Annotated in this window: 12 protein-coding genes and 1 tRNA gene; 5 read left to right on the top strand and 8 right to left on the bottom strand. The window is 48.7% G+C overall.

Going from position 1 to position 12,956, the window contains the following annotated elements; translation table 11 throughout:
- Positions 1 to 98: 98 nt before the first annotated feature.
- Together LACPH_RS05390 and LACPH_RS05385 are read right to left on the bottom strand one after the other, a co-directional pair.
- Positions 99 to 1,121, bottom strand: coding sequence for a serine hydrolase domain-containing protein (locus tag LACPH_RS05390; RefSeq protein WP_274784727.1), 1,023 nt, complete (start codon positions 1,119 to 1,121; stop codon positions 99 to 101).
- A gap of 35 nt (positions 1,122 to 1,156) precedes the next feature.
- On the bottom strand, positions 1,157 to 2,023 hold the full coding sequence (locus tag LACPH_RS05385; protein ID WP_306387449.1) for a VOC family protein: 867 nt from the start codon (positions 2,021 to 2,023) through the stop codon (positions 1,157 to 1,159).
- Positions 2,024 to 2,525: 502 nt separating this feature from the next.
- On the opposite strand from LACPH_RS05385, the gene LACPH_RS05380 reads away from it, so the two are divergent.
- Positions 2,526 to 3,284, top strand: a complete 759-nt coding sequence (locus LACPH_RS05380; RefSeq protein ID WP_306387447.1) for a flavodoxin family protein — start codon at positions 2,526 to 2,528, stop codon at positions 3,282 to 3,284.
- Between the two features lie 124 nt (positions 3,285 to 3,408).
- Here LACPH_RS05380 and LACPH_RS05375 read toward each other — a convergent pair whose 3' ends face one another.
- From LACPH_RS05375 to LACPH_RS05360, 4 genes are all read right to left on the bottom strand, one after another.
- Positions 3,409 to 5,295 (bottom strand): ABC transporter ATP-binding protein, encoded by a 1,887-nt coding sequence (locus tag LACPH_RS05375; RefSeq protein ID WP_274784725.1) that lies wholly within the window; start codon positions 5,293 to 5,295, stop codon positions 3,409 to 3,411.
- Positions 5,295 to 7,025 (bottom strand): ABC transporter ATP-binding protein, encoded by a 1,731-nt coding sequence (locus tag LACPH_RS05370; protein WP_274784724.1) that lies wholly within the window; start codon positions 7,023 to 7,025, stop codon positions 5,295 to 5,297. Before LACPH_RS05370 ends, LACPH_RS05375 begins: the two co-directional genes overlap by 1 nt.
- 59 nt (positions 7,026 to 7,084) lie before the next feature.
- Entirely contained in the window at positions 7,085 to 7,741 is a 657-nt protein-coding gene (locus LACPH_RS05365) for a TetR/AcrR family transcriptional regulator (RefSeq protein WP_025012648.1), read from the bottom strand.
- A gap of 206 nt (positions 7,742 to 7,947) precedes the next feature.
- Positions 7,948 to 8,667, bottom strand: coding sequence for a histidine phosphatase family protein (locus tag LACPH_RS05360; RefSeq protein WP_274784723.1), 720 nt, complete (start codon positions 8,665 to 8,667; stop codon positions 7,948 to 7,950).
- Positions 8,668 to 8,817: 150 nt separating this feature from the next.
- On the opposite strand from LACPH_RS05360, the gene LACPH_RS05355 reads away from it, so the two are divergent.
- Complete coding sequence (locus LACPH_RS05355) at positions 8,818 to 9,153, top strand: hypothetical protein (RefSeq protein WP_025012650.1); 336 nt, start codon at positions 8,818 to 8,820, stop codon at positions 9,151 to 9,153.
- Positions 9,146 to 9,331 (top strand): hypothetical protein, encoded by a 186-nt coding sequence (locus tag LACPH_RS05350; RefSeq protein ID WP_010488926.1) that lies wholly within the window; start codon positions 9,146 to 9,148, stop codon positions 9,329 to 9,331. The genes LACPH_RS05355 and LACPH_RS05350 overlap by 8 nt, the downstream gene beginning before the upstream one ends.
- Positions 9,332 to 9,530: 199 nt before the next feature.
- Here LACPH_RS05350 and LACPH_RS05345 read toward each other — a convergent pair.
- Positions 9,531 to 9,601: transfer RNA gene (locus tag LACPH_RS05345), tRNA-Gln, on the bottom strand.
- Between the two features lie 126 nt (positions 9,602 to 9,727).
- Here LACPH_RS05345 and LACPH_RS05340 point away from each other — a divergent pair.
- Positions 9,728 to 11,158: a C69 family dipeptidase gene (locus LACPH_RS05340; protein ID WP_306387443.1), complete on the top strand. Its 1,431-nt coding sequence runs from the start codon at positions 9,728 to 9,730 to the stop codon at positions 11,156 to 11,158.
- Positions 11,159 to 11,415: 257 nt separating this feature from the next.
- Positions 11,416 to 12,609 (top strand): MDR family MFS transporter, encoded by a 1,194-nt coding sequence (locus tag LACPH_RS05335; RefSeq protein WP_274784722.1) that lies wholly within the window; start codon positions 11,416 to 11,418, stop codon positions 12,607 to 12,609.
- Positions 12,610 to 12,696: 87 nt separating this feature from the next.
- Here the strand turns inward: LACPH_RS05335 and LACPH_RS05330 are convergent, their stop codons facing one another.
- Complete coding sequence (locus LACPH_RS05330) at positions 12,697 to 12,834, bottom strand: hypothetical protein (RefSeq protein ID WP_010488931.1); 138 nt, start codon at positions 12,832 to 12,834, stop codon at positions 12,697 to 12,699.
- Positions 12,835 to 12,956: the final 122 nt, after the last annotated feature.

The following is a 12,956-nucleotide window of genomic DNA, read 5'->3' as shown; positions in this document are numbered from 1 at the left end:
GGTGAACATACTCATGCCAATCGCACAAAGTATGTTCACCCTTTTTATTGAGGCTCTGAAACTAATCCTAGATTGTTTCTAGAATTGATCCACTATTTTTATTGCGTTCGGGACTCATTCGTCACTGCATTCGGCCCGTTCGCCAAAAAAAGTTGCACAAATTGGTCGCGTTTACCAAGAAACTCGCGATTAGGCTGCGGATGGACGCGGTTTGTCAACACGATCAGTGCCAGTTGACTTTGCGGCTGAATGAGCCAGAAAGTACCGGTATAGCCCGTATGGTAAAGCCACAGCCGTCCCTGGCCATCATGCCGAAGATCCCAGCCAAGGCTGCGACCGAGCTGATGGGCCGTCCAGTCACGGGTTAGCTGCTGGGCATGTTCGGGCCACGCCGACGCCTGCTTTTGCCCAAAGAAGTATTGCGTGAACATCTCCAAGTCGGCCAAGCTCGCAAACAAGCCGGCCGCACCGCTATGCTGACCGAGGATGGCACTTTTGGGATCGTGCACGACCCCGCGCCGCAAGCCGGCAACCGGATCGTAAGTCGTTGGCACACATTGTTCCGGATCCGGTTGAAACGTTGCTTTGGGCAAACCGAGCGGACGCAGAACCTGTTGCGTGATAAGTGTTTGAATCGGTTGGTGATAGATCTGTTCTAGAGCCCAACCGACCAACAACAAATTCACATCCCGATAAACGACTTTAGCATCGACTTCATCTGTGACGGCCAATTGCGTCATGAGGGCGCGTTTCAACGCTGGCGCCGGCAAGTCATCACGATGCGGAATATACCCTTCCAACCCAGACGTATGCGTCAATGCCTGCCGAAATGTAGTGGCATGCGGAAACGCCGGCAAAAACCGTTTCAACGGCATCTCCGGCGCAACCAGTTTCTGATCCCAGGCCTGTAAAAAGACGGTGGTGGTGCCGATAACCTTCGTCAGGGACGCCACATCATAAAGCATCCCCGGCCGCAACGGCGCTGGCGTGGGTTGCCACTGCGCATCGCCGCTCACCTGGCTTTGCACATCTTTTCCCGTCATAAGCGCCACACTAAATCCGGGTATGATCCGCCCGGTCACCCACGCCTGCAGCTCCGCCGTGATCGCTTGAAAATCCATTCTGGCCTTCTTCCCGACGCCGAGTCACAACCATACTACGCCACGCGGAACCACAGCGTGAGCCGATTGGGACCGGCAATCATCAAAAATTGATTCTCATGATGATAATCGTAGTCCGTTAACCCGGCTGCATCAAGGTTCATCAAGATATTCTCCATCGCCATTTTGTCTGGCAAAATAAAGCTCACATAATCCAACCCATACATATCAGGCGTCGGCAATAATAACGTCGCTTCTAGCCGCAAATTAATACCAATGTGGTGACGATAATCACCTGCAGCCAAAAAGACTTCGCCGGTATTGGGGCTAGGCTTTTCCCGAAAACCGAGTCCGTCTTCCAGATAGTGACTGGTGCTGGCCAAGTCCGCCACCCGAAACTGAACGTAACCAATGGTCGTCCCGGAAGGCAACCGATCATAATCCCGCGCCGCATGTTTACCGATTTCAGCCGGATCAATGGCTTCTTCGGTTTCATCTTCCCAGTTGTACTGTCGTTCCTCTTGATACTGCTCAATCGCGCGATCAATCGTAAACGCAACGCCATTGCCTTCCGGATCCTTAGCCAAAAAGCCTTGCTGATAACCGGTTTGAAAAGCCTTCGTTACTGGCTGATCCTGCTTCACGATCCGATACGCTGCACCCAGCGCCCCCGGATTTGGCAGCAAAATCGCAAAATGATCCAATCCCGTCACCGGTTTCTGCGGTGAGAGTCCCTTAATTTGATGTAAAACGACTAAAACCTGTTGATTAAGCCGGGTTCCCAAATAAATCGTATCGCCATTTTGACGCAATAAATGCAATCGGGCGACCTGCTGGTACCATTGGCTCTCCTTGGCCAAATTAGCAACTTTAAGTGCAATAAAATCCACACGCGTTTCTTCTGGCAATGCAATCCCTGCCATGTTCATCCGCTCCTTGTCTGTTTAAGCACCGATTGAGTTCCAGCTTCCCAATTCGGTCTGTTGCCAACAGCATAATGAGTCGACTCATTTTTTGCCAACAAAAAGCTTGTGATTTGAAACAGTGGCGGTTTCTTTGCTGGTTACGACTCGTAAATGCGCTTGCCAAGTCTTGTTATTTTTCTTACAGTTATAGATGGTGGGGATGCGCGAAAAAACGGTGAAGAAACGGGCTCACGCTCCACCATAACGCGCTCGCCAGCCCAGAAACCTGCACATAAGAACCTTGGTCGCAATGGCCAAGGCCGGGGCCATCACGCCCAAGGCCACTTATGCTCCGGTTTCTAATCGGGCTGGCTCACGCTCCACTTTAACGCGTTCACCGGCGCAGAAGCCTGCGCGTAAGGACCTTGGTCGCATTGGTCAAAGACCGACCATCACGCCCAAGGCCACTTACACTCCGGCTTCTACCCACGCCGGTTCACGCTCGGGAGGTTTGTTTTACATGAAAATATTAGGTATATACGGTGGACAGGATGCCAACGGGTTGACGGCGAGTTTGGTTAAGGCCGTTTTATCCGGTGTGGCTGCGCCTGCCACCACTGAATTTGTTGATTTAAATCAATACCAGATTCGGCCGGACGTTTCTGATCAGGCCAATCCGATACTGGACGAACTTGAAGCCAAGCTAAAAAGCGCCGATGTGTGGGTTTTAGGCACCCCAACCTACTTCGGTACGGTCGCCGGTCAGTTCAAGCAACTGCTTGACTGCATGCGTCACCGGATGACACGCATGACCAAAGAAGGCGATACGCTTCCCGGCATTTTCAAGGATAAGCATTATGTCAGTGTGACCAGCTGTTTTGCCACTGCTTTGGACAACACGTTTACGCATCAAACCGACGCTACTTTGGTGGCGATTGACAAGGCAATGACGGCGGCTGGTGTCCATAAGATTGCCGAATTGGTACTCCCGCATACTTGGGGCATGACGACCTTACCGGAAGCCAAAATCAATCAGGCGCACGCACTGGGCACGAAACTCGCGACTTTTAAAAAGAAGGATGATGAGACTTTGAAACGTTACATATTATTATTTGGCATGATTGCGATCATGGCCTTGGCCACCATGGGCATTCAGCAAGTTTTACCGGGAGTGGCGACTAATTTCTGGTGGCGCTATGTCAGTTTTGTCGTGATCTTCTTCGTCCTACTCGCTTGTTTGCTGCATTATGCGACCTTCATGCGTCACAAGCGGCGTTAATCAGCACAGCCACGATTATGTACAAAAATAACCTCAGGGAGATCATGTTCGTCTCTCTGAGGCTATTTTTTAATCGCATCCAGTTAAACTTTAGCCTGCAACACAACCACGACTTCCATTGAAACTAAATCGCAACATTGCCACTGAATTGGCTGTTGTACAAGTCCGCATAGAAGCCATTCTTCGCCATCAATTCGTCGTGGTTGCCGGTTTCAACAATCGAGCCGTGATTCATCACAATGATATTGTCGGCGTCACGAATGGTCGATAGCCGGTGGGCCACAACAAAACTGGTTCGGTCGGTCAGCAAGCGATTCATCGCGTGTTGAATATGAATTTCGGTTCGCGTGTCGACAGAACTCGTTGCCTCGTCCAGAATCAGAATTTCCGGATCTGCGACAAACGCCCGGGCAATCGTCAATAACTGCCGCTGTCCTTGGGAAATGTTAGAAGCTTCTTCATTCAGAATCGTATTGTACCCGTCCGGCAACTGGCGCACAAAATTATCAACATGCGCTGCTTTTGCTGCGGCAAGCACTTCATCATCCGTGGCATCTTCGCGACCGTATTTCAGATTATCCCAAATCGTGCCGGTAAACAGCCAAGTATCCTGAAGCACCATGGCAAAATGCGACCGAACATCTTCCCGTTTCATGTCACGGGTATCCGTCCCATTCAGCCGGATTGAACCGCCGCTGATATCGTAGAAGCGTTCCAACAGGTTGATAATCGTCGTTTTCCCGGCACCGGTTGGCCCGACAATCGCCACCATCTGCCCAGGCTTCACTTGCAGATTATAATCCTTCAATAACAGCGTATCCGGCGTATAGCCAAACTGGACATGATCCATGACCAATTTGTTCGGATCATTCGGCACTGCCGGCACACCGGACGGATTGTCTTGCATATCTTCTTCGTCCAACACGGCGAAAATCCGTTCTGCACTGGCAATGGTCGACTGAATCGTATTCGCCAAATTAGCCAGTTGTGAGATTGGCTGGGAGAACTGTTGCATATATTGCAAGAAGGCTTGAACATTCCCCAAGGTGATGGTCCCGTTGGAAACTTCGATCCCGCCCATGATCGCCACAAAAACGTAACCAATGTTATTAAGGAAAATCATCAAAGGCATGATGATCCCGGAAACAAACTGAGCCTTCCATGCTGCGTCGTAAAACGCCTGGTTTTGGCCTTCAAAGTCGCGAACCTCATCATCTTCACGGTTGAAACTCTTAATAATGACCTGGCCGCCGTAAGTCTCTTCAACTTGGTTGTTCAATAACCCCAGTGCCTTTTGTTGAGCGGCAAAGAAGCGCTGAGATTTCGGAGCAACGATGCCGACAACAATTAACCCAAGCGGAATCGTCACCAGTGCGATCAAGGTCAGTTTCCAGGAAATGGTGAGCATCATCCAGATGGTTCCGACAAACATAACGGCACTCGTGACCATTTGCGTGAGGCTCTGTTGCAAAGTCGATGCGATATTATCCATATCGTTGATCGCCCGTGACATAATGTCCCCATTGCTGTGGGTATCATAATACTTGATCGGAACGGTTTTCATCTTGTATTTCAGATCTTTTCGCAGCTGATAAACGGTGTTCTGCGAAATTCGCGTCATGATGAACTGCTGCAAGAAGCTGAATAAGGCGCTGCCCAGATAAAGAATCAACACGATCAGAATAATGTGCTTGATTTTGTCAAAATCGATCGGGTAACTACCGACCGCTATCCCGGCTTTTTGCTCCGCCTGACCCTTCATGACACCTTTAAAGATTTCGGTCGTTGCTTCACCTAAAATCTTCGGCGTACGAATCTGAAAAACCGTTGAGGCAATGGCTAGGACCAGCACGGCGATAATACCGATCAGCCGGTTACGCATATACCCAAATAGCCGCCCGGTCGTTTTCCAGAAGTTTTTCGGCTTTTCAACGAGACCGGCTCGACCACCTGGCCTCATTCGTGGACCGGATGATGGCCGCTCGGTTGCGGATTTTTGATTGTCTGCCATTATTTCTCGTCTCCTTCCCGAATCTGTGACTTGATAATTTCCTGATAAGTTGGGTTGGAGGCTTTCAACTCAGCGTGAGTGCCTCTACCGACCATTTTGCCTTCGTCCAAGACAACAATCGTGTCCGCATCGGCAACCGTAGAAACTCGCTGGCCAACAATCACAACGACTTTGGTTTGAATTTTTTTATCGGCTTTCAAAGCTGCTCGTAAATTGGCATCGGTTTTGAAGTCCAAGGCTGAAAACGAATCATCAAAGACGTAGATCGAAGCATCCTTCACCAAAGCACGGGCAATGGCCAAACGTTGACGCTGGCCACCGGAGAAGTTGCCGCCGCCTTGTTCCACCTGGTAATCCAGACCTTCAGGATTGCTTTCGATGAAATCGCGGGCTTGGGCAATATCCAACGCGTGCCAGATATCCTCGTCCGTTGCGTTTTCATTCCCGTATTTCATGTTGTCACGAACGGTTCCGGTAAACAGATTGGCTTTTTGCGGTACAAACGCGACTGCTTCATGCAGCTTCTTCAAGTCGACGTTTTTAACATCTTCGCCATCGACTCGGACCGCCCCTTTTTCAGCATCGTAAAAGCGCGGGATGAGGTTGACCATCGTGGTTTTACCGCTCCCGGTACCGCCGATAATCGCCATCGTCTGGCCACCTTTAACATGAACGTCAATATCGCGCAACGCTGGTTCTTCAGCGTGATGATAACGAAACTGAACATGATCAAATGCCAAGTCAGGGTTAGCGGTATCCAAGGTTTTCGGTGATGCCGGTGTGGTAATCCGACTTTCCTGGGCCAAAACGTCATTCAGACGGGCTGCTGAAGCCTGCGCCCGGGGAATGAAAACAAAAATCATGGACAGCATCATGAAGCTCATCAAGATCTGCATCGCATAAGTCATAAATGCAATCAGGTTCCCGGTTTCCAGTGCTTGCTGGGCGATTAAATTACCACCCCACCAAGTAATCCCGATATTCGTGCCACTCATGATCAGCGTCATTACAGGGAAAACCGCCGCAATAATCGAGAAGACTTTGACCGCATTATGCGTATAGTCTTGGTTGACGCCTTCAAACCGATTTTGTTCAAAATCATCCTGCCGAAAAGCCCGAATAACCCGCACACCGGTGAGTCCTTCCCGGAACACCAGGTTGATGTTATCGGTTTTCTTCTGCATCGCCTTAAACAATGGCACCGCAAAATACATGATGATCAGCAAGAAAAACGCCAGCAATGGTAAGCTGATCAGGAAAACCATGGTCAGGGTGTGACTCTTTTGGTAGGCAAGGAAACTAGCACCAATTAACATAATCGGCGCCATAATCATCATCCGCAAGATCATCATCCAAACGTTTTGGATCTGTGTCACGTCATTGGTCGTTCGCGTAATCAGTGAGCTCGTCCCAACCTTATCCATTTCATCATGGGAATAGTTAATGACTTTGCGATAAATGTCCGACCGTAACTTTTGGCCCAGCTTTTGCGATGTGCGCGACGCCAAAAAAACGTTCCCCACACTAGCGAGAATGCTGAGTAAAGCAAACAAAATCATTTTCATACCGGTTGCCCAGATGTAATCAATATCACCTTTGGCAACCCCGTTGTTAACGATATCGGCCGTCAGATTCGGCAAATATAAATTGCTCATCACCTGAACAATCATGAACAAAATAGCGCCAATAACGGCTATGCCAGACATGCGCTTTTTTGCAAGTTTAAGCATAATTTCCTCCTAACAGATGCTTTTCGGACCCATACAGGCAGTCCGGTGTTGTGCGCGGCCTAATGATGTTTCTTATCACGGGCAACGCCAAATTGCAACCAGTCAAGAAGCTGATCGCTGCGTCGTTTGAGTTCAGCGACCGTAATCGGCTTACCTTCAGCCTGGTTTGAATAATAATAGGCGATCGTCTGCATGAACATACCGACAATCTGACGAATCAGTAAACTGACCTCATCATCTGTCTGAATACGAAGCCGACTGCGATCAATGCTAGTCAATAAGAAATCATGGATTTCTTGATGACCATGATGCGGCTTTAGAAACGGCGCCTTAGATCCGGCCATTTTGGCGGCGCTATGAAAATCCATGTGTAAAAAAACGTTCCGATACAAAGCCGCATGCGGCCCATGTGCCAGTGCCGTGATGGTTTTGCCGAAAAATTCCGACATGGCAGGAAACAGATCGCCGTGATGCTTCGTCATGACCTGTTGCAAAGTCAAAACGGTCCGTTGCCGCACGGTTTCCAATAAATAAAAATACAGATCCGCCTTGTCATCGAAATATTGATAGTAACTACCGCGCGGAATGCCGGCATGCTTAATAATATTACTAATACTGGTTTCATTAAATGGGGCGCGGGCAAATTCTTGATACGCCGCGTCCATTAACCGCTGTTGTTTTGCTTCCGGCAAGCGGAAGAATGTTGCTTTCGGCATGGCGACCCCCTTTCTGCTCCGAGTTTCTCAGCCTGACTAACTGTGACTCGGTTGTGACAATCCGTCATATGACAAGGTGTCATTATAGACGGTGTTCTTTAAAAAAGCAATCAAAAAACGGTAACTTCAGTCAAAGATCTGAAGTTACCGTTTCGCCTTGCTTTTTCAATCGCACCGTGTTCAAAAATCGTCCACGACATTCACCGTCATTTTGTCCCGTTCTTGGCCGCATCATCTTCGGCTTCCGGCTCGTCATGACGCAAGGCCAAAATATCCTGCTCCCGTATCAGATTCACGCCACGGACGCGCATTTTCTGATTCACAATATCAATTCGCGTCACGCTGGTATTTTTCAACAAACTGAACGGCAACTGATCAGGTGCCAGCTGATAAATCAAAGCACTTAAAAGCAAGCCGTGCGAGACAACCAAAATATCGCTGTCATCCGGACTCTGGGCATCCACCTGTTCAAAGGCTTGGCGGGCGCGCGCTAACAAATCGGGAAAATCTTCCGCTTGATGGGTCGGATCGGCATTGCGGATGGACCGGACTAATCCGGGAAAACGTTTTGCGCCGACCCAAGCTCGCCACGCCGTTGTCAGTCCGTAACGACGAATCGTCCGTGCCATAATGGCATTACCCGGATCACCTTCCAAACCGCCAAAATAATATTCACGCAAGGCTGACAACGCCACTAACGGCGGCTTAGGTTCATGCCCGGCAAGAATCCGTTTGGCCGTTTCCAACGTCCGCGTTCGATCACTCGAAAAGGCTTTGGCAAACGGCACCGGTTGCAATAATTCACCCAACCGATCGGCTGCATCTCGCCCTTTGGCAGTCAAATTGGCGTTCGTAATCCCTTGCAGTAGCCGCGCCGCGTTCATCGGCGTTTCACCATGTCTGACTAAATATAGCCTTTTGGTCATTTTTGAATACTCCTATAAATTTGCGCAACTGTTCACTTAAGCAGATTCGCCGCCAGATATTTCGCCAGTTTGAAAATGAACCGGCTCACGTGCTATCTTCATCCATGGTATCATGAAATCCGTAAGCATCTTTGAATGGAGGCCTTTTTTTTGATTGACGCAGCCATCATGATCCTGGCATATGCCCACGACCATCCGCAAAGCTATCACGTCCGCCAAGTCCCGTATCAAAACGTCGCCAGCATTCTGCTCGACGACCGCGTGATCTTTCCTAGTCAACAACTCTTCTTCCCGCCGAATCGGTTACGGGTCATCCGGTTGCCGGAACACTTTTCCTTCAATAACCCCGAGCTTAGCGCTTGGCTATTGAGTCTACTACCTGAACTAGGCGAAGACGTTGAAACCCCGTCTACTAACCAGATGTGGATGACCACCAGCCATCTGACAAAAGCTAAGCGCCTACTGATCGAGGTATCATTTGAATAGCGCCGTCAAAGCCGTCTTTACCCGCGGATTACGCGCGGTGTTGATGGCTTTCTTCTTATTCATCGCCAGAGCGTTTCTAACCTGGCCATGGTTAGCGTTTATGATTGCGGCTTTTTTAATCTATGCCTGCATTTGCTTTGCTTATGCCGGCTTTTTGGCATGGACGCAGCGGCTTTGATAAAAGTGAGTATATCCGCGACTTGCAACATCACCATGACGTGCTCACCGGCTCCTAACAGCATTTTCAGGAGCATGAAGCTTGTCTCAATCATGTCTCAATTTCCTGAAATAAATCCTTGTTTACGGTAAACGAAAAAAACAGAAACCTTTTTATCAAGGCTTCTGTTCTTATCGATAGGCTATCGTCGTATCTAGGATTGGGTAGATAGGGATCGAACCTATGATTATGGATTCAGAGTCCACTGCGTTACCACTTCGCTACTACCCAGTAACTTAACAACGAATAATATCTTAAAAAAGATTTGCGCGGTTGTCAACGACTTTTTTTACGGAGGTGCAAAAAAATTGATTCTGTCGTAAACTGTTACCAATACTTAAGAAGTGAGGCGCAAGAATGAAAATTGAATCTGCATGCACTTCGATTCTGGTTGGTAAGAAGGCCAGTATCGACGGTTCAACGATGATCGCTCGTAACGATGATACGTTTAGTCCCTTGACACCGCAACGTTTCTATATGCACGCTGGATGGAAAGGCGAAAAATCATTACACGTCAAGTCACCGCTTAATGGGTTTGAAGCGGACTTGCCGGAAAATGGTTATCGCTATAATGCCGTTCCTAATGTTGAAAATGATAAGCTCGGCGACTACGAAGAAAGTGGTATCAACGAGCGCAATGTCGCGATGTCCGCAACCGAAAGTACTTACGGTAATGAACGGGCGTTGGGCTTCGATCCGCTTGTCAAAGACGGTCTTGATGAAGATCTGATCGTTAACATGGTGCTGCCATTCATCGAATCCGCGCGCCATGGCGTTGAATACCTCGGCCAGCTGATCAAACAATACGGTTCGCCCGCAGGTAATTCTGTCCTGTTCTCTGACAAAGACAGTGTCTGGTACATGGAAATCGTCACCGGTCATCACTGGGTCGCTCAGCGTATCCCTGACGACGCTTATGCCATTGCGGCCAATCAAGTTGCCATTCAGCAGGTTGACTTCGAAGACACCGACAATTTTGCCTGGAGCGAAGGCATTCAGGAATTTGTTGAAGACCATCATCTCAATACCGACAAAGAAGGTTGGAACTTCCGCCACATTTTCGGCACGATGAATGAAAAAGATCGCCACTATAACACGCCGCGGGTTTGGTACGGTCACAAGCTGCTCAATCCGGAAATCGCGGCAGATCCTGAATCAGCTGACTTACCGTTTATCATGCGGACCGACCATCTGATCACTCGTGAAGATATTGCCCAGATTCTTGGCAGTCATTACAACGAGACGCCTTTTGATCCTTATGGCCACGGTGCGGATGCCGACCGCTTCCGCTATCGTCCGATCGGCTTAAACCGCACCCAAAATTCCCATATCCTGCAACTGCGCAGTGATGTTCAGGAAGGTTTGACTGCGATCATGTGGCTGGCAATCGGCATGCCGTCCTTCAGTCCATATGTACCGTTCTACTGCAACGCCAATGACACGGATCCTAGCTATTCGAAAACGCCGAAAACCTTCGATCTCGACGCTGACTCCGCATACTGGCTGCATCGCCTGCTCGACGTGTTGGTAGAAGCGCATTACCCCCAGTTCATTCAGGCTGATCGCGATTATCTGACAGCACTCAATCGCGATTATCGCGAAATGCTTCAATCCTTTGACGAAGGCGCCAAAGAATTGGGCGCCAAGGAACTGACGCAGTATCTAACCGAGGCCAACTACAAAATTGTTGCCCATACCAAGGCAGCGACTAAGGCTTTAATTAACGATTACGTCATGGAAAGCCTGAAGTTATCGAAGCTCACCTTCAACATGGACAAGAATCTTTAATCGCGTTTTTTAAGCAAAGAAAGGTACCACTTATTCAACTATTTTTGAATCTGTCAATTAGAAAACATTCTTGCTATTTTATGTGCGAGGATGTTTTTTTATCGTTTCATATTAGCTATTTTCTCTGTCCGTGCAAAAACGCCACTTTTCGTAAAGCCGCAATTGACCTCATGCCAAGGCGTGACGTACCATGAGATTATTGCGTTATTGCCAAATCAGGCAGTGGGCATAACTGATCGTATAAGGAGGCAATGTTGATGGCGCACGAAATCAGGTTACGCTGGCTGCTTACAGGAGCACTGTTAAGTAGCATCGGGATGAGTTTCATCTGGCCACTAACCAGTATTTATCTACATAATCGGCTCGGGATCTCGTTAACGGTCATCGGGATTGTCTTGTTACTGAACTCACTGGGTAGCGTCATCGGCAGCATTGTTGGCGGACGGCTGTACGATCAAGGGGATCCATACCGGTTAACCCTGTTCGGCGTCGGCCTCACCGGATTTGTACTCATTGGCCTGACTTTTTGGCATGGTTGGCCTGCCTACTGCATCTGGCTAACCCTCCTCGGTATCGGATCCGGTTGGAACATTACCATGGTCAACTCACTGGGAACCAGTTTACGTTCAAAAGACGGCCGCTACGTTTTTACCATGTTATATTTCGCCCAAAATGTCGGCGTTGTGATCGGAACGGCGCTGGTCGGATTTGTCTATGATATCAGCGTAACCTTACTGTTCTTAATCGCTGTCATTTTATATTCATTATTCTTCACAGTCGTGCTCACAAAGTTTCGGCCAGCTGCAAAAATAACCCAATCCCAGCCAAAAGAAGTTACCACAACAGCAGAGAAGCCATCTTTACCAGCCGCAAACAAATTGATGCTGATGACTTTCTTCTTTGCACTACTGGTTTTTTGGCTGATGTACCAGCAATGGTCCTCAAACTTATCGGTGTACATGACAAGTCTCGGCATTCCACTGCGCAATTACAGCTTCTTATGGACGCTCAACGCCGCTTTAATCGTGGTCATTCAACTCTTCTTGAATTGGTTCAATGAACACGTGAATGGGATTCGCATTATCTATCAAATTCTGTTTGGCCTGGTGATGGTCGCCATATCCTTCCTCATCCTCATCACTGCGCGAACATATAGCTTCTTCGTCATCGCCATGATCGCGCTAACCACCGGTGAAGCCACCGCTTCCCCTGCGATTCCCGCCTTGGTCAATGATCTGACGCCCCGCGCCATCAAGGGCCGCTACCAAGGCTTCGTAAATTCCTGGGGATCTGTTGGCCGTGCACTCGGACCGCTTTTTGGCGGCCTTGTCATCGACTGGCTCAGCTACCGCAGTCTCTTCATCATCGCAGCCATCGGCGTCTTCACCTTAGTCGCTATTCTCCTCTCCATCTGGCTAAAAACTCGCCACGACTTGGTTCGCTATCAGTAAGGTTCTAATTTTCAGTACCGACTACAAAAAAAGCCCCCATCCGCACCATTGGCAGTTAAGTTCATGCCAACGACGGATGGGGTTTTATTATGCGGCTTTGTTTGTCGCTTTTAAATTATGAATGGCTTGTTCAATCGTTCGGCCAGTTCCAAAATGATTCTGGTCATGCGCATCAATCGCCACAAACAACTGGTTTTTAGTATCGAGTTGAATTCGATATTGCATGATGCCGTCGCCTCCATTTTCAATCGTTTGGTTCTGTATATTATACAAGAACCCTACATTGTCTATGATAGAACAGTTGTCAAGGAGATCGTCTTCTCATCGCTACCATTTACTCTGTAACG

The organism is Lacticaseibacillus parahuelsenbergensis (assembly GCF_030770265.1).
Lineage (GTDB): Bacteria > Bacillota > Bacilli > Lactobacillales > Lactobacillaceae > Lacticaseibacillus > Lacticaseibacillus casei.
This window is presented reverse-complemented; position numbering and strand designations above follow the sequence as displayed.

Coding starts and splice junctions, on each gene's coding strand:
- LACPH_RS05390 (WP_274784727.1), bottom strand. CDS start 1,121: ATGGATTTTCAAGCGATCACGGCGGAGCTGCAGGCGTGGGTGACCGGG.
- LACPH_RS05385 (WP_306387449.1), bottom strand. CDS start 2,023: ATGGCAGGGATTGCATTGCCAGAAGAAACGCGTGTGGATTTTATTGCA.
- LACPH_RS05380 (WP_306387447.1), top strand. CDS start 2,526: ATGAAAATATTAGGTATATACGGTGGACAGGATGCCAACGGGTTGACG.
- LACPH_RS05375 (WP_274784725.1), bottom strand. CDS start 5,295: ATGGCAGACAATCAAAAATCCGCAACCGAGCGGCCATCATCCGGTCCA.
- LACPH_RS05370 (WP_274784724.1), bottom strand. CDS start 7,025: ATGCTTAAACTTGCAAAAAAGCGCATGTCTGGCATAGCCGTTATTGGC.
- LACPH_RS05365 (WP_025012648.1), bottom strand. CDS start 7,741: ATGCCGAAAGCAACATTCTTCCGCTTGCCGGAAGCAAAACAACAGCGG.
- LACPH_RS05360 (WP_274784723.1), bottom strand. CDS start 8,667: ATGACCAAAAGGCTATATTTAGTCAGACATGGTGAAACGCCGATGAAC.
- LACPH_RS05340 (WP_306387443.1), top strand. CDS start 9,728: ATGAAAATTGAATCTGCATGCACTTCGATTCTGGTTGGTAAGAAGGCC.
- LACPH_RS05335 (WP_274784722.1), top strand. CDS start 11,416: ATGGCGCACGAAATCAGGTTACGCTGGCTGCTTACAGGAGCACTGTTA.
- LACPH_RS05330 (WP_010488931.1), bottom strand. CDS start 12,834: ATGCAATATCGAATTCAACTCGATACTAAAAACCAGTTGTTTGTGGCG.